This is a genomic window from Bradyrhizobium sp. USDA 3315 (genome assembly GCF_054056795.1).
In genome coordinates, this window is sequence record NZ_JBSRYP010000001.1 from 182481 (window position 1) to 205166 (window position 22686).

Genomic DNA, 22686 nt, shown 5'->3' on the forward strand with positions numbered 1-22686 from the left:
AGCAGACTAAGCGGCCGGACTGCTATTCTAAGATCCGCAGTCTCTTGATTTTGTTGTAGAGGGTTTTTCGAGAAAGCCCGAGAGAACTCGCTGTCTTTCCGCGATGAAGCCTGTTTCGCTTCAAACCTTCGATGATCCACTCCCGCTCGGAGAATGCATTTTTCGGCTTAGTCGGTGCGGGCGTGTTCAACAATGGCCTCAGGATGCCTGCGCTGATATGCGCATCAGGAAGCGTCACCAGCTGGTTCACGATCTGGCGCAATTCCCTGAGATTGCCGGGCCAATCATGGCCAGCAAGCGCCAAAAATGCTGAGTTTTCGAGCGCGAGCGTTTGAGCATTTGAATCCCCCTTTGCCTCGACCGTGAAATGCTGAACCAGCTGTGGAAGATCCTCCAATCGGTCTGGCAAGGCAGGTAGCTTGATGTCGAGCCCCGAAAACAAGCCGAGCAGCCGGGGACACAGCACCGTTTGAAGGGCCGCCGCGCGTGCAACCGTGGCAGTTGCGATGATTCGAGCGCCAGAGCGCACAATGGATGCGCCGTTCAAGGGCGAAAAACTGCCGGTCTCGAGGTAATCGGCCAGGCGTTCCTGCCCATCACGCGAAAGCTGATCGAGATGCAGCAGCAATACAGTCGTATCGCTCGCATTTTCTAGCAGCGACAGTTGGCGCCTTCTGTTCTGGTCGCGCTCGGCCCCGAAAAGCGCACCGACCGTATCGATGGGCGGACCGGGTCGGCATTGAAACAGCGCTGCGTGCGCGTGCTTGCGATCGCTGAAGGCATGGACCAGGCTGGCTATCCTTCGTTTGCCCGACCCGGGCTCGCCCCAGACGAGCACCGGACTTGGATGGGAGGCTAGACGCTTTGCGGTCTCAAGAACGCGTTTCATGATTGAGGACTGCGCGATGATGCCGTGCCTGAAGCCGCTCAACTGGAGTTGGCGCTCGAGGAGGTCGACCTTCTCCCGCAACAAGTGAAGAGTTTTAAATCCCGAGGTGATCTCAAGGACAGACATCTCCAGCGGGACGCGATCGAGCGAGGAGCCCCCGATGAAACCCTTGACGCCCGTCTCGCTGCAGATATCCAAGAGTTCGTCCGGCTTCGTTATCGGCCCGCCGCCTAGGAGGCAGATCACGTTTCGATCGACGGCTTGGGCCACACGCGCCACTGCGCTCGTGCGCGCGGCAAGCTCCGACAGGCTGATCGATGGGTCGGACGCGCTTTCAACGCCACGGTTGAGATTGAAATTGATGCAGATGGCCTGAGTACCGGCTTCAACCATGCGCCTTGCTTCGGACTGGGTCCGAGTATAGGCGATGGTCATCAGGCCACGTTTTGCCGCCTTCACCAGCAGCTCTATTTCGCGGGCGTAACCCAGGCCGGATTTCTCAAGCAATGATCTCCTGTAGTCATCAATGTGGATGACGGAAGGAAAGTTAGTGACTCCCGCAAAACCCCATCTGCTGATCCGGTCGAGCCAACGATCAATGTCGAGTTGCGGATCAAAGGTACACGTGCCGAAGAACACCGGCAATTTCGTGCTGGGCAGGATCTCGGTCCGACCGAAGCCGGCCACGAAATCGTTGGCATTGCGGATTGGAAGGATTGAAGCGGGCGAAGAGCCGCCCATCGCGCGAAATCGACCGGCATTGAGCGCGAGGACGAAATCTGCTCCTGCTCGTTCGGCCGCTCTTGCGGCCATGCCTGATCCGATACCCGCCCCCAGCACAAAGGAACGGGAGTTCCGGAAGAACCGCTTGATACCGTCTCCCTTCACCTCACCCGCCCGTGTCTAACGACCGAGTTTGCTGCCGGCCGGCGCCCGATAAAATTAGCTCCACTTTGCAGGCGCTTGCAACCGTCGCAGCGCTTTTCCGTTCATCATGAACAGATGGCAATCCGCCGGGGAGGCCGCAAGGCGAACTTTGCCGGATCTGTTCAGCAGCTCGGGGGCTGGCGCTTTTGCCACGACGGACTCTTTTCCGGCGCTGCCGTAAATGTAGGTGACGCCGCCGAGACGCTCGACCAGGTCGAGCTCGAGATCGATCACGATGTCGCTCTCGGAAGGTGGCAAGAAATCATCGGGCCGGATGCCAAGCGTGATCGGCAGCCCCACCAGCGAGTTGTCCGGCTTCACGGGAACCGAGAACACCACACCTGAATTCAGCCGAACGTCCATGCCGGATTCATGCGCTGCCTCGACCTTACCGCTCAGGAAATTCATTTTGGGCGAACCAATGAAACCCGCGACGAACTTGGTCGCCGGATTGTGGTAGAGATCATGTGGGCTACCCACCTGCTCGATCATGCCGTCCTTAAGCACGACGATTTTGTTCGCCATGGTCATCGCTTCGATTTGATCGTGCGTGACATAAATCATCGTATTGCCAAGCTGCGTGTGAAGTTTGGCGATCTGAACCCGCATCTGAACGCGCAGCTCCGTATCCAGGTTGGACAACGGCTCGTCGAACAGAAACACCCGGGGCTCGCGCACAATGGCACGACCGATTGCAACGCGCTGCCGCTGCCCGCCGGAGAGTTGGCGAGGCTTACGATCCAACAGATGATTGATTTGTAGCAGCAACGCAGTTTTCGCAACCCTGCCGTCAATCTCTGCCCTGCCAAGTTTCGCCATACGCAGAGGAAAGGCGAGATTGTCGCGCACGCTCATATGAGGATAGAGAGCATAGCTCTGAAAGACCATGCCGAGGTTACGATCAGCCGCGTCAACATCGTTGACGACTTCATTGTCGATCAGCAACCGCCCAGCGCCAATTCGCTCTAGCCCCCCGATCATGCGCAGCAGCGTCGACTTACCGGACCCGGATGGCCCCACGAACACGACGAATTCGCCATGGTCGATTGTCAGGTCGATATTCCGCAGGATCTGGATAGTCCCGTAGGCCTTGCTGACGCCTTCGAGACGAACATCGGCCATCACGCTCTCCTCTGTCGCGGGCTTCCAACCAGCGCCGGTGGGACCTCAATCTCTGCCAGGCTCGATACGATGAAATCTGGTCGCGCGAGGGCGGGATTCTCTCGGGGCGGAACGCCGGTCGTGACCAATACGGTCGGAAGACCAGCTCGCTTACCGGCCTGAATATCCGTCGCCATCTGGTCGCCGATCATCAGTGTGGCGCTGCGCATCGTCCCGAGGCGGGAAAGCGCAGTTTCGATCATGTGCGGTTCAGGCTTTCCCACGATCAGGGGTTTGGCCTGGGCGGCAGCGGCAACCGCGGTAATCATTGCTCCTGCCCCCGGCTCGAATCCATTGGCGGTCGGCAGGAGGAGATCAGGGTTGGTGCCGATGAAGGCGGCCCCGTTCAAGATCGCCTCAACAGCAATCCGTATTTTCTCATGTGTGATGTGGCGATCGAGACCCATCACGACGATCTCCGGCTCCTGGTCAGTAACGTCCAGACCTACCGCGGCGACCGCATTCGCGAGCGAGGCCGCTCCGATAACAAATACCCGTTTCGCGTTCGGGTAATTCGCGCGAACGAGTTCTGCGGCCGCAATCGCGCTGGTAACCACTTCGTTCGGCGCGATTGCAAGGCCAAACGCTCCCAATTTGCGAACGACGTCCTCCGGCGTGTGGGTCGAATTGTTTGTCACGAAGCAGAACGGCAGTCCGGCCGCTTGCCATCGACCAAACGCTTCTACGGCATCGACGATTGCGGTATCTCCACGATAGAGGACCCCATCGAGATCCGAAATGACCCCTGCGATAGGAGGCCAATTGAGATGCGAGCTTGGGCTAACCATTCATCAGCATCCCGCCATTCACATGAACGATTTGCCCAGTCATGTAGGAAGCCGCAGGACTGGCAAGGAACACGGCTAGCCCTGCGATATCCTCGGGCACTCCAACACGTCCCAACGGAATGCGGCCGCTGTGGCGCGCTTCGGTTTCCTCCCGCGGGCGACCGTGCATGGGAGTATCAATAATGCCGGGTGCGATCGCGTTCACATTGATGCTAAGGGGCGCACATTCATAGGCAAGCAGCTTGGTCACGTCGTGAACGATTGCCTTCGAAAGACAATAGTCGCTTCCGCCAGCCTGGTAGTTGAACACTGCGCCTTGCGAGGACAACGAGGAGCCGACATTGACGATCCGGCCGCCCTTGCTTCTCATGAAGCGTTCAACGACCAGCTTTGAGCAACGCAGGACAGCGACCGAGTTGATCTGGATCGTACGTTCAATTTTCTCGGAGTTTCCACCGAGCAGCGCCTGAGCGGATTTAATGCCTGCATTATTGACCAGCACGTCCAGCCGGCCAAAGTGTTTGGCAATGTCTTCCAGGACCCGCCCGATGTCTTCCTCGCGGGCGACGTCCATAGCCATGGGAAGTATGCCATTACCATAGGGCAGCCTTGGCAGAGTGTCTCTGAGGTTCTCTAGATTGGCATCGGTGGCGACGACATTCGCGCCTCCCTGGCGAAACGCATTGGCAATGGCAGAGCCAATACCGCCGCCTGCGCCGGTGACGAGCACCGTTCGGTCGGAAACTGAGAACTGTTCGGTCATTCCAACTCCAAGATCGTTTGAGACTGAAGAAACTCGTCAACTGCCTGAGCCGTTGGCATTGAGCTTTGAGCGCCGCGCCGTGTTACGCACAAGGCTGCAACGGCTAGCGCCTTTCTCACTGCTTCCTTAAGAGGCAGCCGTTGAGCGAGCGATGCTGCGAAAGCTCCGTTGAAAGCATCTCCCGCGGCTGTGGTATCGACCACCTTGACCGGAAAGGCTCGCAGAGAAAAGGAGCCTTTACCGTCGGCATAGTAGGCTCCCTGTGCTCCCAGGGTGATCAGCGCGGCGCCCGGCCCGAGGTCAAGCAGCTTTTCCGCCGCGCGTGCAGCGCTCTCGAAGTCGCACACCTCAATGCCGGTCAACTCGAAGGCTTCCGTTTGGTTCGGCGTGACGAAATCAACGTTTCTCCATGCAGTCGATGGAAGACCTGGCCTCACCGGGGCCGGGTTGAAAATAAGCTCGAAGCCTTTCTCGCGCTTCATCTCGAACAGTCGATGGAGCGCAGGAATCGGCATCCCCATTTCGGCGACGACGATTGCATCGCGCTCGATGAATTTGGCTGCGCTCTGGATCATATCCGGCGCCACCTTCGAATTGGCGCCTGGCTCTATGACGATCATGTTGGAGCCGTCGTCAGCGACCATAACCAGGGCCAAACCCGAGACTTCGCCTGCGCAGACCGTGATTGCGTCAGTGCAAACGCCAGCGTCAGTAAGCGACTTTAAAAGCGACTGACCGGCATCATCATCACCGAGACGCGTGTAGAAGAGCGGCTTGAGCCCAAGCCGCGCGGCCGCAACAGCTTGGTTGGCCCCTTTGCCTCCAGGGTGACGGGTCAACGCACCCATTAGGCTTTCACCCGGCGTTGGGAGCCGCTCGACATTGAAGCACAGATCGAGATTCGTCGTTCCGAAGAACATCAATGGCCTGGCATTCATTTTACCGCACCGAAGGTTAGGCCGCGTTCAAGGTGACGCTGACCGATTGCGATCAGGATGACGGGAATGATCATCGTCACAACCAGCCCCGCGGCCATGACCGGGTAGAATTGCACGCCTGGATTGAGCAGTTTGAGAAGGGCGACCGTTACCGGCGCCTTGGTCGAACTGAGGATCAGACCCAAGGCGAAGTTGTGCCAGGCGAGCAAAAAGATGAGCAGCGAGGCCCCGATGAGGCCCGGCTTCAAAAGCGGCAGCACGATATGCACCACAATTCGGACCGGCTTTGCGCCATCCATGGCAGCCGCCTCTTCGATGTCCTTCGGGATATCCTCGATATAGGAGCGGCTCAGCCAAACAATCATTGGCAAGGTAACGACTTGGTAGACCCAGATCATTCCAATATACGTGTCATACAGTCCGATCGCCTGAAAGACGCTGAAGAGTGGGATGACGACCAAGAGGACCGGTGCAAAGCGGAAGCCCAAAATGAAGAAAGCAATGTCTTCCTTGAGGGGTATGTCGCGTCTGGCCAGGACGTAGCCGGCTGGCAGCCCAATCAGAAGAGAGATGACAACCGAGCCCAGCGCAATGACGACACTGTTCATGATCGGCGTCAAGAAGTCGACCTTGATGGTGCCATAGCTGGTCGCTCCGGCCTGGGCGACATCAAACAGAACACGAAAATTCTCCAGCGTCGGCACGAACAGGAAAGTTGGCGGCCAGGTCATCACTTCAGCCTGGCGCTTCAGCGAAGTCATCGCGATCCAGACGAGTGGAAAGGCCAGGATCAATCCGCAAATGCCGATGAGTAGGTTCAAAAGCAGATTGGTGAAGGTCGATCGCTTCAATCGCATAGGCTGCATCCTCAACTTACGCGCTGCCGAACGAAGCGCCATAGCCTCACCATGGCAAACGCTCCGATCAACACGATCATCCAGTTGACGACCATAAGTGCGGCACCACGCCCAAAGGCGAGATTTTGGAACGCGGTAATGTAAGCTCGCACCGAAAGTACAGAGGTGCTATTGCCAGGCCCGCCTTGCGTTGTCCCGAAAAACGATATCGAACTGATTGAGGGATTCGATCAGCCGAAACACTGCGGCGATTAGAATGTATGGCGCAATCAACGGCAACTCGATATGCAAGAAGGTTGCCCATCCTTTCGCGCCATTTACACGTGCGGCCTCCCTAATCTCTTCATTGATGCCTTGAAGGCCGGCGAAGATGATTAGCGCGAAGAATGGCGTATAGGTCCAGACATCAATAAGGACGAGCGAGAACATCGCGGTGTTCGAATCTGAAATCCATGCAAATCGGCTTATCCCGAAAAGGGAGAGCAGGTAGTTCATAATCCCGTTTTGCGGGTCCATCATTGTCGTCCACATGAGCGCAACGCTCATCGGTGGCAGAACGAGCGGCAAGAGAATGACAGGCCGCATCGCGCGCGCAAGAATGACGTCAGTTGCGAACAGCTTGGCGACCGCGAGACCGAATACAGCCTCCGCAAGCACCCCCGATCCGGCGTAGACGAGAGTGGCACGAATGCTGTTCCAGAAATCTCCTGTCTTGATCAATGCCGCATAGTTGTTGAGGCCGATGAAGTGGACCACAGCCCGACCGAACTTGAGATCGGTCATCGACTGAAGGACGCCATAGAGAAACAGGAAAAGAAAGCCAACAAGTACGATGATCGCGGGAGCGATTGCGGCAAGGCTCCACCAATCAAGGCGCGAATATCGCGCGCTCCTGATCGTCGTATCTTTTGGCGGAGCAAGTTGGTCGGTCGAAGACCGCAGCGTCACGATTCCGTTGAGTCCTCGGAGGCCCATCTCACCACATCTTTATAGTGCAGAGGACGGCGATCATGCTCGTCGCCCCGGCGCGTTTCACATCGACGAGCGGATCTCGGAGGCAAGGTCGGCCAGCGTGGCCTTTACGTCAGCTCCATTGACCATCTTTTGCATGGCAACGGCCCAAGCATTCATTGCTTCTGCAAAGCCGACACGAGCTGTAAATGCGAGTTTCGCTCTGTCCTGGACGGTCTTGAACGTATCGACGAAGTTGTTGAACTCCGGCTTTGCTGCATATTCGAGCCAGGCCTTGTCGCTCCAGGTAGAGGCACGCGGAGAGTTGACGAGCTTGCCGGCGATGGCGCCGTTCAGCTCGACCTGCTTTGACGTTGCCCATTGGATGAACAGCCAGGCCGCTCCCTTCTTCTTCGACGCCGCGTTCATCGCAAGCGACCAGATCCAGATGTTGGATTCGAAGTTGTTGTTGTTCGGAGCGTGCAGCGGAGGCGCGAATGCAATCTTCCCCGAGGCAGGCTTGCCGGCCACGTCATTCCAAAAGCCGAACATATTGGAATCGATCGCCATTGCCGTTCGCCCCGAACTGATGCCATCGACCACCTGGTACCAATTGTCGTTGGCAAAGGACGGAGCTGCGCACTTCTTGATCATGTCCACATAGTCCTTGTGGAACACAATCGATTCGGGCGAGTCGAGGCCCGTGTCCGCCTTGCCATCCTTGATGACGAAATCATGCACCCCATAGGACCTGGCAATCGAGATTGCAGCCGTGTGGATGCTGCTCCAAAATCGCACGCCTCGCACGCCCAAAGGTGTGATCGTGGGGTCCGCAGCCTTCAGTTTTTCGCAAGCCGCGGACATCTCCGGTGGCGTCGTTGGGACTTTAACTCCGTGTTTGTCGAGTATGTCCTTGCGGTAGAACAGCTGGATGTTCTCAAAGCCATGCGCAATGGCCCAGATCTGTCCGCTTCCCGGCTCGATCTGCCCTTCTTTGACCTTCCAGGTCAGCGCATCCCGCAGAGTGGGGAAGAAATCCTGGTAGTCGTAGCCCGCCGCCGTGAGTTTCGGATCATTCAGGTAATTATCGAGCGGCTCAAGCAATTGACCTGGTGCAAGATCCCAGGCTGGTTGAATGCCCGTGCCCACAACGTCCCAGTTAGGCGCCTTGGTGCTGAGTTGGATTGTTAGCTTGTTCCAGTAGGCATCGTCCGGATAAAGCTCGGGCGTCACCTTGATGCCCGTGAGCTTCTCGAATTCCGGCAACTGGGCTGCAACTGCGTCGGCATATGGATGGATGTCGTAAGCCCAGACGATCGAAGCGCCTTCGAATTGGCGCCAATTGATGTCATCCGCCTTGGCTTGGGTAGACGCGATAGCCATTCCGGCCAAAAGCGTAGAGCAGATAAAAGCTATTTGGACAAAATTAGCCGAATGGCCGCAACAAGTGGCGAGCTTCCTTGGCATCATTCCCTCCAATGGGCTCTGTGACCCTTAAACCACGCGCTCTCCCCTTCCAGGCCGCGGTTCAGGTACGCTAATCTGTTATTTTTCCGTCTTGAGCGGCTTTTCAAACGAATGTTGGGTAACATTGGGTAAGACTTAACACTCGGGCAATTCCGAGCAAAGTTGCGCTCGACCTGGCCAGTTGTTCGCCTATGACTATTCCATGGTGCCGGTGCGATGCCTTCCCATTGTAAAACGGCGACGACAAGAACATGACCTTGGCGCGGCAGTCTGTTCAGTGACAATGCAATGCCCGCCGGGCCAAGCGTCGCGTACTTTCGCAGGTCCAGCCCAGCGCGCACAGGCAGCGTCGGAATGGACATAAATCGCGCCGATACCGACATCGCGAAGGATCGCACGAGTTCTGCACATCCGGGCAGAACTCGCGGGCAAGGTGCAGCCCATAGATATTACCTCGGCTCCTCGGCTGGTGATGTAACCCCAAAATGCGCCGGATGACGCTTGAAACGGTCGGGCAAAGAGTTCGACAACAACTTCGCAGTCGAAGCCATGCGAATCGACACGATAGCCCTTGTCTCCAAACGGGCCGCCGAGGTTGTTGCCTGTGAGGCGCCTGAAGCGCCACAACGGTTCATAATCGGAGCGCCTCGCGAACACTAGCCTAGAGGACATCCGTTTGCCTCCTGCATGAGGAGAACAATCTATCCAGTCGTTCGAGATCTGGATTCTAGTATGGTGAGCGCCGTGCAATGCGCTCATATAGGCGCGCGGCGCTCAGCCATCAATGGCGACCTCGGATCAGCGAGCGCGGGGCCGATTCGGCAACGCCGCGGTCCGACGTGATCGGCATGGCGCCGGTTTCGCGGCGGCGGCTAACCAGCAAGAACAGATGCGCCGCGTCGGACCGTGACTTCACTCAATAGTAAGTCAGTGGCCTGGAGAATGGCCGGCATAATTCAGTGCGCAGCTGCTGGTGGATCTTCTCGATCGAGACACCCGATCAACGATTGGCTCGTCTATCACAGGGAGGCACCTCAACGGGAACAGAAAAGCCTGCCTTCACCCGGTCTAATACGATCAGTGTCTTGAAGCATTTGATGTCCGGATTCTCGTAAAAGAAGCATCTGGTGAATTGCTCGTAGTCCTCCATGGTACGTGCGGTAACGTATAAAATAAAGTCAGCATCACCGGTGACGTAGAAGCCACTGACGACTTCAGCTGACGATTTGATGGCCTTCTTAAACCTGTCAATGATATCAGAACGCTCCCGCTCCATAGTCACAAGTACAAGCATTTGGATGGGTCTTCCAACGGCTTTCGGCGAAACGATCGAGATATCGGCCTCGATGATGCCTTGCGAGCGCAGCCTCTTCAACCGGCGTTGACATGCGGTAGCAGAAAGCCCCGCTATTTCGCCGATGACCTCGGAAGTAAGACGATTGTTCTTCTGCACAATTTCGAGGATGCGAGCGTCTATCCGATCATACTGCATTGCATAAGAGCTCCCAGTCCTATGGTGAATTTCACCGTGAGATCCATGCGCGGGCGAAGAGAATCGTCCAACGGCATGAAGAAATGAAGATATAGACGATTCTCAGCGCCCCCTTTACGGGTCAAGCGCGGTAAACTACTGGCTGCGGGCGTGCAATCTTCATCACAGCGTACCCGCCTTGAGCTGGTCGCAGCTATTGCAAGCGACATTTCCGCTCCAGCTCAAATTGATTTCTATGTACATTCAGGACTTCCGTTGGTGGTTCCCGATGCCGTTCGAGCAGGGCATTGCGAAACCTCTCGAGCACTGCTGCACCGAGCTCAACAGGGATGGAGCGAGCCGGCCAAGCTCGAGGTTGACCGATGCGCCATCAGTTAGCGATCGGCGGTCGTGGTGGCGACCGGCAGGGCATCAAGCGGTTGCCACTCATGATGGATGATGTCGGCCGCCTTCTTTACTCGCCTGACTGTCCGTGCATCGACGCGGCCCATCAAGGGAAAGCGGCACTGGCCGCTTAATCATGCTCGATGCCCTGGGCGCGCCAACCACCTTACATCATTGACGGTCATAGACGTCGACAAACCTCAAAGCTGTTGTCCGACGTTCACGGCTGAGCCGTATCCTCCCGATGCGCTTTCTGAAAAAACTGAAGTGCGTTGCCGCGCATGATCCGGTCAATCAGGTCACGGGTGTCCTCAAGCGCGATCCAGCCCTCGGCGACCAATTGCGAGAGAGCTCGTGCGATTCCACGGCGCGCTACGCATGCGTGGCCATAAATTGGCTCGACAGCGACATAGTCGCCGCCGAAAGTGAAGATCTTGTTGGACGGAACTGCCATCAAGAACTCCTTCAAGAAGCGAACACCCGCCACGGGATTAATGATCCATGCCCAGCACATGTCGATCGTAGCGTTAGGATAATGTTTGGCCAGCGCGATAAACTCGTGCTCGTATGGATATCCGATATGCATGAGTACGAATCGGGTTTCAGGAAAATCCTGCAGCAGACGGCAGACGTCTGCTGCATTGCCGCGAGTACGGGCGAGTTGCATCACGCCGTAGCCAGCCAAAACGCCGGTGTGCAGCTTGACGGGCAAGCCATGCTCGCCAGCCTTGCCGACGCAATAGCTGAATAGATAGTCTTGCAGCGCTTTGAGGTCCTCAGGACCAAGGGCGTGCAATGCGCCGACTCTGTCGGCATGGTGAGGAAATAGTCTTGCGGCCCGCGCCTTGGTCACCGGCTCGAAATCGAGAGCACGCGAATAGGCAATTTGCGATTTTACAGCCACGGCTTTGGCGCCGTATGTTGCGAAATAAAAGTCGATAACCTCGAGCCATTCATCAAGCGTTGTCGGGCGCCTGCCAGTTTCGGCTTCCACCCACGCAAAGTCAGCAGCACTACACCGGCACAATTGAAGGATGCTTATGTCGTGGTCGAGCAATCCTGGCTGCTCGGTCTCCATAAAGATGCGCTGTAGTGAATTGACGTGGCAGCCTTTGATGTTTGCCAGGCCTAGAACGCGTGCGTAAAAACCCGGCTGAACGGTTTCACGGTATTTCTCGGCGATGCGGGGCAGGCTTTCGGCGGTCAGGTCCTCTTCACCGTAAACGCCACGAAACGTATGGCGCAGCGCCTGGGCGTAGCCCGTGTGGCGGATGCGTTCCCAATAGGGGGCGATCAGCCGATATTTTTCCTGGCTCGTCAGATCCGGCCCGAGAAACGCTCGTAGGTCGGTCGCTGGCAGACCTGCAACCACCAGATCCTCGGCAGCATAGGATCTGAATAGATAGGCCCAGTCGTTGCATGGCAATGTTCGTGGATGGACCGCTCCGGACAGGCGCTGACTTTCCTCGATCAGATGTTCATGGGTGTCGACAAATGGCGTCTCCTCGACCCATTGCGCGATTTGTCGATCCGCGTCTGTCATCGACTCCCAGCCAACCGCTCCGCTTCTCATTTGGTACTCCTTTAGGTGACGACAGTTGCTTGCGTCCGCATTCACGATCACAACAAGCATTGGACCATGCTGTAGGTCTGGTGTTGACGTCCTATCGCCGCGACGGCTCCGCAAGTTCGCTGGCAAGCTTAGTAGTTGACGACATCACTAGGGTGGGCAACGCGCTCCTTAAGCGCATCGCTCATCGGGAAGTTCAGATTGATGTTTTTCGGCGGGATCGCAGCCACGAACCATTTGTCGTAGAGTTTGGCGAACTCGCCGGAAGCCATGAGTTTGGAGAGAACGTCGTCGACCATCTTTTTGAAATCTGGATCATCTTTCGAGAACATCAGGCCGTAATAATAAATGGTACCATAGTTGGCATTTAGAAAGATGAGGTCGGCTGGTTTCGAATAATCGGCCTTCATACCGGCCAAGAGAATGTCAGCTTCCACCCACGCCGTCACACGGCCGGTCGTGAGCAGCAGCAATGATTCCGCATGATCTTTGGCTTGCGCGATGGTAAGATTGAGATCGTCCTCCTGCGAAATGCCCTTGGCAATGCCGAGAGCGTCGGACCCCTGAGTTACGACAACAGTCTTTGTCTTCAGGTCTTTCGGTGTCTTGAGCCCGCTCGACGCCTTTGCGAGCCAAGCCGTTTGACTGGCGAAGGTTGAAACGCTGAATGAGACTTGTTCTAGACGCTGCTTACTGCTGGCGGTGCCACCGCACTCGATGTCAATCGTGCCATTCTGGATAAGTGGGATCCGGTTGGAAGAGTTGACGGCCGTAAGCTTTGTCTGAATGTCCGGCGTGCCGAAATCAACTTTCAGACGATCGACGACGTGCGCGCACAGGTCGAGCGAAAAGCCAACAGGCTTCTGGTCAGCGCCGAGATAGGAAAAGGGTATCGAAGCTTCGCGATAACCAATGGTGATCACCTTTTTCGATTTGATGTTGTCAAGCGTTGGGCCCGCTTGGGCCGTGGAGATCGCTATTCCGGTAATCGCAGCCGCTAAAAGCAGCGCAAACCTTTTAGCCATGGGAATTCCTCCAATTCATAAAACCCGCTTTTTTTTGCGCCTCAGGGCAGATTGTGCCGGCCGGGACCTCAGTGAATGACCTGATTGAGGAAGGCCTTCGCGCGTTCCGTGCGCGGCGCGCGAAAGAAGATGCTCGGATCGCCTTCTTCCATGATTGAGCCGCGATCCATGAAGACCACACGATCCGCAACTTCGCGCGCAAAACCCATTTCGTGCGTGACGCAGACCATCGTCATCCCGTCATGCGCAAGCTCAACTATGGTTTCGAGCACCTCTTTGACCATTTCCGGATCGAGGGCAGAAGTCGGCTCGTCGAAGAGCATGATCTTGGGTTGCATGCACAGGGCACGGGCTATTGCGACACGTTGCTGCTGGCCACCCGACAATTGCGCGGGATATTTCTTGGCCTGATCGTGGATCCGGACTTTCCTCAGCAGCATCATCGCCCGGTCACGTGCGTCAGGCTGAGCAAGCCCCCTGACCTTCATTGGAGCCAGCATGCAATTTTCGACCACCGAGAGATGCGGAAACAGGTTGAAGCTCTGAAAGACCATGCCGACTTCGGAGCGAACGTTGTTGATATCGCGAAGCCGGTCTGTCAGTTCGATCCCATCGACGACTATACGGCCGGAATCGTGCTTTTCGATATGATTGATGCAGCGGATGAGAGTCGACTTCCCGGAACCCGACGGCCCACAGAGCACGATCTTTTCTCCTTTCGCAACGTTGAGGTTGACGTCGCTCAGGGCATTGAAGCTGCCGAACCGCTTGACGAGGTGCTCGACGACAACCATCGGGAACGAGTCGGCTGGGCCGACTGTGCGCTCTTGTTGCATGCTGGTCTCCAGGTTGTAGCCCAGGGAACGACGGGCCATCAGCTAATCGATTCACTATCGATGGGCGCCCGCGACCGCGTATTTCTTGCGGAGCGAGGCGACGAGTTGGGACGCGGCGGAGCTTATGATGAGATAAACAACGGCTACCACGAGATACATCTCGACGAGGCGACCATTGAGCTGTGCAAGCTTCGAAGCCGCACCAAGGAGATCCGTGAGCGATAGGACGTAAACGAGGGACGTATCCTGAAACAGAATAATGGTCTGGCTCAGTATGATCGGGCTGGCGACTCGAAGCACCTGCGGAAGGATGACATGACGATACGTATCGAATGTCGATAGGGCGAGAGCCTGGCAAGCCTCGAATTGTCCTTTGTTCACCGCGCGCAACCCGACACGGATGATTTCCGAATAGTAAGCAGCTTCGAACAACCCGAACGTGATGAACGCTGTATAGGTAGCGCCGACTGGAATCGGACGACCATTGCCTGACAGGTGCCCCAGAACGATGGGCACCAAGAAGAAGAACCAAAACAGGACAAGAATGAGCGGAATCGATCGCATCAGGGCGACGTAGCTACGGACGAACTGGCTCAGAATCCGGAGCTCAAAGTGCTGCACGAGGGCAAAGAGAGTACCAAGAAACATCCCAACCAGGAAGGCGGCTGCCGTCAAGGAAAGCGAGAACAGCAATCCTGACCATAGATAGGGCCATGCCTGCACGACAATCGAGAAATCGAGACTGTTCATTTCACGACCTCCATACTGCCAGGCATTCGGCTTTCCAGCTTCACATCGTCAAAATCTGACCCGACGGCATCCTCGCTCGCTGCGGTACCGGGAATGCGCACCGCTTTGTCGATGAGCATCATCGTCTGGTACGCGATCAAAGCCAAAGAAAGATAGACGAGTGTGGCGGCACCGAATGCCGTGAAGGTTTGGAAAGTAGCATCGCTGATTTGGCGCGCCTGAGCGGTCAACTCCATCAAGCCGATGGTTAGAGCAACCGACGTATTTTTGTAGATGCCCATCACCTCGCTTGTCAGGCTTGGCACGATAAGGCGAAGTGCCTGCGGCAAGATGATATGGCGATACGTCAGATATCCGCTTAGGCCGAGTGCGGCAGCCGCTTCCCCTTGCCCGTTGGGTAAGGCCTCGATGCCTGCGCGAACCTGTTCTGCGATCCGCGCGGCGGTGTAGAGGCCCAGGCACCACAAAGCCGGAAAGAAAGATCCCCAAGGCGGAGGAACCTGCTTTATCCAGTCGCCCATGGTAGTTGGAAGAAGCTCGGGCAGGACGAAGTACCAGAGAAACATCTGCACGAGAACGGGGATGTTTCGAAAGATCTCCACGTACAACCGAGCTAAGGCCCGGAAGAAGGGGTTCTGCACAGTTCGACCTATGCCGACGACGACTCCGATTGCGAATGCAATCCACCAGCCGAAGAAGGCAAGCGCCAAGGTCCAACCAAGACCCGAAAGAAGCCAGTCGATGTAACGCTGGCCATCCATGGTCTTTTCAAGAAGAACTCCGAACATCGCGAACCTCACGATTGCGGGTGTGCACGACCATGCTTCGCTGGGTCGCTCGTCGTGCGCGTTGTGCCGGCACTAATCGACCGCGTCACCTGAATGCGCGATCCTCTCACCTCAGCGTACAGGCAAGCGGAAGGCCATGTTCTTCGCGCTTGGCCACGTCCGCTCCGAGGGCTTTTTCTCGAACTGCTCCCACGCCGAATCCTATGCAGCCTTGAATGACTTTTTTGACAGGCGCCCGCGGATGAGATGCATTAACCGATCCACATCGTTGATCGTGTTGAACATGCCGAACGATATACGAATGCCGTCTCGCTCGGGGGAAACACGCACGCCATTCTCTTCGAAGTAGCTGAGCCATTCTGTCGCGGGTAGCCCAACGACGTAGATGTGGGGCGATCGATGTTGCCGCTGACGCGGACCGATGAGACTGAGGCCGAGTTCGTCTAGGTGGGCGACCAGATGATCACCTAAATCGAAGCAATGGTTTTGAATGTTCTTCACGCCGATCTGCTCGATCATGTCGAGCGAGGCTCCGAGCGCAAGAATTGCAGGAAGATTGAAGTTGCCCAACTCGAAGCGTCGCGCGGTGGGAGACGATGCCAAGCGGTCGGGACGAGCGATAAGGTCGTGAGGAATCTCCGCCAAACTGGCAGCTGCAAGATAGGCGGGCTCCAGTTCCTTCAGGGTCTGGTCCCAATAGAGCAATCCGAGACCTTGAGGGACGAGCAATCCCTTGTGACTTCCGGAGCCCACGAAGGTTGCCTGGATAGCCTTCGCATCGATCGGAACGACCCCGATTGCCTGCATGACGTCGACGACGAAGTAGAGCTTCTTGTCCGCGCAAAGAGCGCCGATGCTCTCGATATCGAAGCGATGTCCGGCGTGGAAGGTGACGTGCGACAACGAAATCGCGCGGGTCGTGTCGTCGATGTGGGGAGTGAAAGCGTGGGCGTTTACGACATCCGTCATGGGAAGGAAGTCAATCCGGACACCCTTCTTCTTCAAGTTGAGGAAAGCATAGGTGTTGTTTGGATGATCGCCATGGATCATCAAGACGCTATCGCCGGCTCGCAGAGGCAACGCGTTCGCCGCGATGTTCATGCTTTCCGATGTGTTCTTCGTGAAGGCAATTTCGTCGGCCGACACCCCCAGGAAACGGGCTACTTTGACACGCGTTTGCTCAACCCGATCGAGCCACAAGCTTTTCGGTCCGGCTGTCTCCAAGCCTTCACGAAGAAAGGTTTCGATGGCGGCCATTACGGGACGCGCGAGCGGCGCCTGAAAACCGGAGTCGAGGTAGATCATCCTTTCGGCTGCGGGAAACTCCTTGCGCACAGCTTCCACGTCGTAATGACGAGACATTCCCCGCTCTCCCTTTCAAAACACGCCGGCCGCTCCGCCAAATTCCCGGGCTCGGTCGCTACCGAACCTGTGCGATGCACAAAAGGCGTTCAACGACCGATGACGCCAACAATATGAGCAACTCCGCGGTTGGTCCAACATGTTTTTCATATTTTAGTAGTAATAGTTCCGAAAAATGATAATTTCATCTCCAGGGGGATTTCGCGATGGTGAAGCAAAAAGAGACTACTGGGCCCCTCGACCGGGCGCTCGCCATAGTTGGCCATGTCGCCAATCAAACAAAGGCCATCTCGGTGGCGGAGATCGCAAGCGGCCTTTCGTTACCCGTTCCGACGGCGCATCGGCTTGTCGGAAATTTGGAAGAACGCGGCCTCCTTCAGAAAGCGCTTGGATCGAAGCGCTACGTGGTAGGCAATCAGTTGGTCATGCTGTCCGCCAAAGTCATCGGCGCGGCTTTTCGCACGGCGCGGCGGCACGCGGTGCTGCGCGCGGTTGCCGGCGAGATCGGCGAACAGTGCGAGATCGGCGTCGTGCGCGACAATGTCGTCACTTACGTTGACAGCGTGCGCGTGTCCCAACCACAGGGGCTTCAATTCAATCCCGGTGAGGCAGCTCCACTTCACTGCACCTCGACCGGAAAGATCTACATGAGCCGATTACCCGAGAGAGCGCGTGAAAAGTTATGCCGCTCGCTCGCTTTGACACAGTACACTGATAACACCATCGTGGATTGCGAGACCCTCCTGAAGCTTCTCGAGACCACGCGTCATCATGGGTGGGCCAAGACCAATGAGGAATACGTGAAGGGCGTCGTCGGCTGCGCGGTTCCTATCGTTTCTCCGGACCGAGAGTTGATAGCCTGTCTTGGTGTGTCGGTGCCCGCGGCACGAGTCAGCTTTGCAGAGCTTGACCGTTTTATTCCTCCACTTCAAAGAGCCGCCGTGCTCCTGTCGCAAACCATCCTTCAAACGGAGAGCGAGGACGAAACGCTTGAGGATACTTGAGGAAAAGGATCCATCGGCTCCGCTCCTTCTGGCCAGGAAAAAGAGCTTGGATCTCTCGCAAACGAATCATCGTGTGCTTCGGCAAATCGTTGCGGCAAGATTCTCGAGCGTCCACAAGGCCTGATCCATCAGCGCTACGACCTGCGCCGCAGCGCCACCGTCAACTAGCATGCCTAAGTATGCAGATCTACAAACAGGACCGGTAACATTGAGATGTCGGACAGGTTGCTCTGACGGCCACGGAAAATGTAAAGATCGCCACCGAGGCGCCAATTGGGCGCACGTTCTTTATTTGCTGGACAAATTGCTGTCGAAGGTGAGTCAGACTGCGCGGCGGCGATCCGGGCAATACGCGCTCTCATCCTGATTGTCGCGCTATAGTCAGACCTCGTCGAGAACGTCAAAAAGGCAATCGAATCCAATCGTCGACCTCCAGAGGGGAGTCCAATCATACCTCATATCCAAATCCTCCTTGGAGCAACATGGGTACGAGCAGGCTCCGGACACCATCCGGCGCCCGACGCAGGTCGCGGGGCCCTTAGGCATCCAGCGCTTTAGTGACGACGCCAAAAGAATTTGGCAGACCGAGAAGAGTTTCAAGGTTCAACCTGATTTTTTTGTGCGAGGAAACACGATAGCTAAAGTGACCCGGCGGCCTACTCCAGGGCGCGCCCCGAGGGCGCCTCAAGCCTCGGCCTGGCCTAGATGGCCGCAACCCGTCTCGCGTGCTCGCGCTCGGCCTGTCCAGCGCTGCCTGCGCCGTAGCCGTCGACTTGTCGCACCGTCCGCGATCCCGTTACGTGGGCTTTTCCCGAAAGGCGCTCGGTCTTTCAGAGCCGCTGTTCTTTTCGGATTCGGCTATAGCCGTTCCTCCTCACGCCCGACTTTTGGCAGCGCCTCGCTTTCACCGGCTTCACGGGAGGCCTTTCCGTCGGCCCGTTCTGGTCTGTCCCCAAGTCGGACGAGAACTCGGAGTGCCCGGCGAAGCAGCCGCTCGATCCCGCCGGACTTGAGGCGCGTTAGACGAGCGCTGACAAAAAGGCTACTCGACCTTCAGCGAGCTCGCTCAGACATCGCGCCGAGACGCCGGCGCCGGCGTCGGCGCCGGCGTTCAGGCAGGCCAACCTCGATCGCCGGCGCAAGGTTCTTGTCCGCGAGATGTGGATCGAAACCGACATGGTTCCATTGCGCGCGCGCCGATCCAAAATCGACTGACCCTACATATCAGAACTTCACGTTGAAGGTGGCATTCAGTCCGTTCTGAGTGATGCCTGAACCGAACTGGCCTTGGTAGGCGATCCCAAGGATGCTGTTGCTCGAAAGCCGGAAGTCCAGACCGGATTCGACGAGCGCGACGTCCTTGCCAATGGATACGCCCGAAGCTGCAAAAGCACTAGAACCAGCAGCAAAGCTGGCTGTCGAAAACGGAATGAGGTCACCAACGGCATGGCGCCAGCCAATATCGGCTCGCGCAGTTGTGGCTATCTGACCAAGCTGAAAACGTGTGGTCGCGTAGACGCCGAGCGTGGAGAGCGTCGTATCCATCGTGTTAGCGTAAATATCAAGCGCCGCCCCGTTCAATCCCCTCTCGCTCAAGCCATCCGTCGCGACACGAACATGAGCGAGATTGGCATAGGGCTCGATTATGGAATACTTGCCGAGATGGACTTTATAGCTCAATTCTCCAAAGATCTGGAAAGTGCCCGCGTCGTAGTCCGAGATCAGATTGTCGTTGAACCCCGGAAACCTTACATTGCGGCTCATCTCAAGATCGTGCCATGTGTAGGCAATGCCTGAGCGGAAGGCGATGGCTCCTTCCGGCACGGTCCACTCGGTGCCGGCATAGGTCCCGAACGTGTAATTATCGCTGCGGCCTGACGAAGAAGCAGCGCCAGCCTTGAAAGTGGAACGGCTGTAGCCCGCAAGAACACCGAAGCGCCAGTCATCAAATATCGACGTGTCGATACCGGTCATAAGGCCGCTGATCGTGGATCTCGTGCTTGCGGCATTGCTGTCACCTGATTGGGTCGCCCAGCCGCCAAAAGCAGAAGTCCACGCGGCATAATCCTGCAGGTCAGAGGATGGCAGGCCCAAGGTGGCCGGGGCGACCGCGCCGATGGCAGAGGCTGAATTGCCGCCTCGCCCCTGCTCAGGACCATATCCCATCACCGCCATCGGTGATGATGGCGCCCCGCCAAACGCCTGTTCGAGACGATTGTAAACTGCCGATCGCGCATAGAAGCTGTCGTTGACACGTCTGCCCTGCTCCGACGCATAGGCGGACGGCGAAAGCTGACGCAGCGCAGATGTCACCGCCGTGCCGTCTGATGCGGAGAAGTCGAGTGCCGCGACGAGCGGGTGCAGCCCCAACGCAGCGTGGCCGGCGACTTGATCGAGCGCCGCGCCCACCTGGCGGCTGTTGGCATCGGCCCCATATCGCGAGTAAGCATCGGCTGATCGGGAGAGTGTCAACGCATAGGTGTTGTCGCCCTCGGCAGTAGCGCTCGCCAGCAACGTCGGCGATTGCAGCGATGTCGCCACGTTGGCGAACGAGCCGGTGAGATTTGTCGCGTTCAGCCACTGATTGGACGAGAAGCTAAAGCCACTGCCATACCAACCGCGCTGCGGGGTGATCGTGAGCGTACCGTCGAGCGTCGCATTGCCGTTCACCACCAGGCGGCTGAACGCACCGCTATCATTCAACGCGACCTGCAAGCGACCGGTCGAGGTCTGCAGATAGTCGCCTTTCACTTTTATGCTGTTGTCAACACCACCGATAAGCGGCGCGACCGAACCGCTATTGGCGAAGCGGCCGTCAGCACTGAGCAGATAACTGCCATTGCCGGACAAGGTCGCGCCTTGCGCGACAGTTGCGTCATACACTTCGTGATTGCCGGTAAACAACGTGACGCCACCCGACCACTGCAGCGACAGGTTGCGCCCAACGATATTCCCTTCATAGCGGGTTGCAAAGCTTGCGTCGGGCTGCTCCGTTGAGTGCCCGTCCGCATCAGGCGTCATGCCGAATGTCAATCTGGTCAGGCGTGGAGCACCGTTCGGGTCAAGCTGGGCGTAATCAGACAGGATGTCCCCTGACAGCGTTGCGCCACGCATCACATTGATCTCGCCGACATAACCATTGTTCGACATGTAAATCGCTGCATGACTGCCAGCCAGTCGCCCGGTCAGATCGAACGCGCTGACGAGCGGGCCGTCGATTTCGTTCAGCATCGGGGCCGCGTGATCGCCAATCGTGCGAATATATGAACCACGGTATTCGCGGTCATTCCCCATCACATTGTTGCCAAAATCGAAACTTGCTGCGATGCCCTGCTCGCCGAGCGCCTGCACGCTTCCGCGCTGAGTAAACGTGTGATCCTTGCCATAAGCGAACATGACGCCGCGCCCATAGGCGCCGTCGGCGTATACGCTAGTCCCAGGCGGGATTATGATCTGATTGTTTACGCCATCGACGCGGATGCCAGCGCTCCCTGCACCTTTCGAAAGCAGGTCGGCACGCTGGACCACAGTATTGCCGCTGCCATAGACGTGCAGCCCAAGCCCGAGCGTAGCCGTATTGTATGTATTTGGCAGATAGGCGGTACCGTCAGCATTACGAGCGAAGAAGGGATTGTCGTTGACGAGATTCTGACCATTGCCGTAGATGGAGTAACCGAAGTGATTGCGCCTATCGATGCCGTAGCCCATATCCTGAAACGCGGCGATCTCCGCCTCCATCGGGGCGGTGTAGTTCCGGTATCTCTGGTGGCTCATCAGGCTGTTCTTAAGCTCGCTATGCGAGACGAAGGGTATATCACGCCGTTGACCATGCTCGTCCATCACTCGCACCGGAATACCTGGCATGGCACCGGCCAGCACCTCACTCACATGCTTCCCGGCGAAATAGCCCCGATCGCGGCGCAGGTCGAAAACGTCATCAGCTGGCTGGTTCGTGCAGACGGAGCAATAGATCGTCTGTCCAGGCTTGGCTTGTTTGCCATTGTCGTCGTGCAAATGCTCCGTCCAGGCATTTATCTTTTCAGGGAAAAACGTTGATATCGCCCCAGGGAAGTACGGAGATGGTTCATAGCTGATAGTGCTGAGCATACCGTGCGCATGGCCGAGCTCATGGATCACTACGGGTGTAAGACCAATGTTTGGAGTCGTCGGCAATTGCGAGGGGATGTATGCTTCGGATGAAAACCCCATCTGGCCAATTGTAACCATCCCATGCGCGCCGTATTGCAGCTCGCCAGGATCCTGGCCCGTGAGTGCCGCCTGCACCTTGGTGCCACCACCGGGGGACATACCACTATAGGCAAATGCGTTTTCCTCGCTATTCGCACCGAAGTTGACAATGGCCGGCGCTTGACCCGGTGTAGCCTTGATGATTTCCGCCCAATATCGAATCGCCGCCAGTGAATGATCTATTTCCGATTGCGACAAATTACGCGTTGAACCCTTGTCACCTTCCCAATAGGGGCCGTCACCGGGACCGAATATCTGCGCTCGCATGAAGGGCAGGCCGTTCGTGTCTGTGACATCGAAAGTTTCAACGGCCCTACTGGGCGAAGCCAGCAACGCATTAACCGCAAGTACGATGGTCGCAACTGTCTTCGTCTTCATACTACACATTCTATTCGAGGCATTGATTGCAGGCGTGCTTTGCCATCCAACTTCGAGCGCGGGTGCACGCAGATGCGCGAGCAAAGCACGGCCGCCGTTGGTCAGACA

Annotated in this window: 17 protein-coding genes; 1 reads left to right on the forward strand and 16 read right to left on the reverse strand. The window is 57.0% G+C overall.

What is annotated here, in order from left to right; genetic code table 11:
* Positions 1–22: 22 nt before the first annotated feature.
* From ACVIYL_RS00730 to ACVIYL_RS00800, 15 genes are all read right to left on the reverse strand, one after another.
* Positions 23–1777, reverse strand: a complete 1755-nt coding sequence (locus ACVIYL_RS00730; protein ID WP_456777453.1) for a phosphoenolpyruvate hydrolase family protein — start codon at positions 1775–1777, stop codon at positions 23–25.
* Positions 1778–1831: 54 nt separating this feature from the next.
* Positions 1832–2941, reverse strand: a complete 1110-nt coding sequence (locus ACVIYL_RS00735; protein WP_456777454.1) for an ABC transporter ATP-binding protein — start codon at positions 2939–2941, stop codon at positions 1832–1834.
* Positions 2938–3765, reverse strand: coding sequence for an HAD-IIA family hydrolase (locus tag ACVIYL_RS00740; protein WP_456777455.1), 828 nt, complete (start codon positions 3763–3765; stop codon positions 2938–2940). The genes ACVIYL_RS00735 and ACVIYL_RS00740 overlap by 4 nt, the downstream gene beginning before the upstream one ends.
* Positions 3758–4528, reverse strand: coding sequence for an SDR family NAD(P)-dependent oxidoreductase (locus ACVIYL_RS00745; protein ID WP_456777456.1), 771 nt, complete (start codon positions 4526–4528; stop codon positions 3758–3760). Before ACVIYL_RS00745 ends, ACVIYL_RS00740 begins: the two co-directional genes overlap by 8 nt.
* Positions 4525–5466 (reverse strand): ribokinase, encoded by a 942-nt coding sequence (locus ACVIYL_RS00750; protein ID WP_456777457.1) that lies wholly within the window; start codon positions 5464–5466, stop codon positions 4525–4527. The genes ACVIYL_RS00745 and ACVIYL_RS00750 overlap by 4 nt, the downstream gene beginning before the upstream one ends.
* Positions 5463–6323, reverse strand: coding sequence for a carbohydrate ABC transporter permease (locus ACVIYL_RS00755; protein WP_456777458.1), 861 nt, complete (start codon positions 6321–6323; stop codon positions 5463–5465). Before ACVIYL_RS00755 ends, ACVIYL_RS00750 begins: the two co-directional genes overlap by 4 nt.
* A gap of 168 nt (positions 6324–6491) precedes the next feature.
* The gene (locus ACVIYL_RS00760) at positions 6492–7271 is read right to left on the reverse strand and encodes a carbohydrate ABC transporter permease (protein WP_456777459.1); all 780 of its coding nucleotides are present in this window, start codon (positions 7269–7271) and stop codon (positions 6492–6494) included.
* A gap of 84 nt (positions 7272–7355) precedes the next feature.
* Positions 7356–8741 (reverse strand): extracellular solute-binding protein, encoded by a 1386-nt coding sequence (locus ACVIYL_RS00765; protein ID WP_456777460.1) that lies wholly within the window; start codon positions 8739–8741, stop codon positions 7356–7358.
* A 1000-nt stretch (positions 8742–9741) separates the two neighbouring features.
* Positions 9742–10233, reverse strand: coding sequence for an Lrp/AsnC family transcriptional regulator (locus tag ACVIYL_RS00770; protein WP_456777461.1), 492 nt, complete (start codon positions 10231–10233; stop codon positions 9742–9744).
* Between the two features lie 604 nt (positions 10234–10837).
* The gene (locus tag ACVIYL_RS00775) at positions 10838–12250 is read right to left on the reverse strand and encodes an amidohydrolase family protein (protein ID WP_456777462.1); all 1413 of its coding nucleotides are present in this window, start codon (positions 12248–12250) and stop codon (positions 10838–10840) included.
* Positions 12251–12318: 68 nt separating this feature from the next.
* Entirely contained in the window at positions 12319–13212 is an 894-nt protein-coding gene (locus tag ACVIYL_RS00780) for an amino acid ABC transporter substrate-binding protein (protein ID WP_456777463.1), read from the reverse strand.
* A 68-nt stretch (positions 13213–13280) separates the two neighbouring features.
* Positions 13281–14048, reverse strand: coding sequence for an amino acid ABC transporter ATP-binding protein (locus tag ACVIYL_RS00785; RefSeq protein WP_310879926.1), 768 nt, complete (start codon positions 14046–14048; stop codon positions 13281–13283).
* Between the two features lie 54 nt (positions 14049–14102).
* The gene (locus ACVIYL_RS00790; RefSeq protein ID WP_310879837.1) at positions 14103–14798 is read right to left on the reverse strand and encodes an amino acid ABC transporter permease; all 696 of its coding nucleotides are present in this window, start codon (positions 14796–14798) and stop codon (positions 14103–14105) included.
* Positions 14795–15586, reverse strand: coding sequence for an amino acid ABC transporter permease (locus ACVIYL_RS00795; RefSeq protein WP_456777464.1), 792 nt, complete (start codon positions 15584–15586; stop codon positions 14795–14797). Before ACVIYL_RS00795 ends, ACVIYL_RS00790 begins: the two co-directional genes overlap by 4 nt.
* A gap of 201 nt (positions 15587–15787) precedes the next feature.
* Complete coding sequence (locus tag ACVIYL_RS00800; RefSeq protein WP_456777465.1) at positions 15788–16948, reverse strand: aminotransferase class V-fold PLP-dependent enzyme; 1161 nt, start codon at positions 16946–16948, stop codon at positions 15788–15790.
* A 206-nt stretch (positions 16949–17154) separates the two neighbouring features.
* On the opposite strand from ACVIYL_RS00800, the gene ACVIYL_RS00805 reads away from it, so the two are divergent.
* Positions 17155–17952, forward strand: a complete 798-nt coding sequence (locus tag ACVIYL_RS00805; RefSeq protein WP_456777466.1) for an IclR family transcriptional regulator — start codon at positions 17155–17157, stop codon at positions 17950–17952.
* A gap of 1224 nt (positions 17953–19176) precedes the next feature.
* On the opposite strand, the gene ACVIYL_RS00810 is transcribed toward ACVIYL_RS00805, so the two are convergent.
* On the reverse strand, positions 19177–22578 hold the full coding sequence (locus ACVIYL_RS00810; RefSeq protein WP_456777467.1) for an autotransporter domain-containing protein: 3402 nt from the start codon (positions 22576–22578) through the stop codon (positions 19177–19179).
* Positions 22579–22686: the final 108 nt, after the last annotated feature.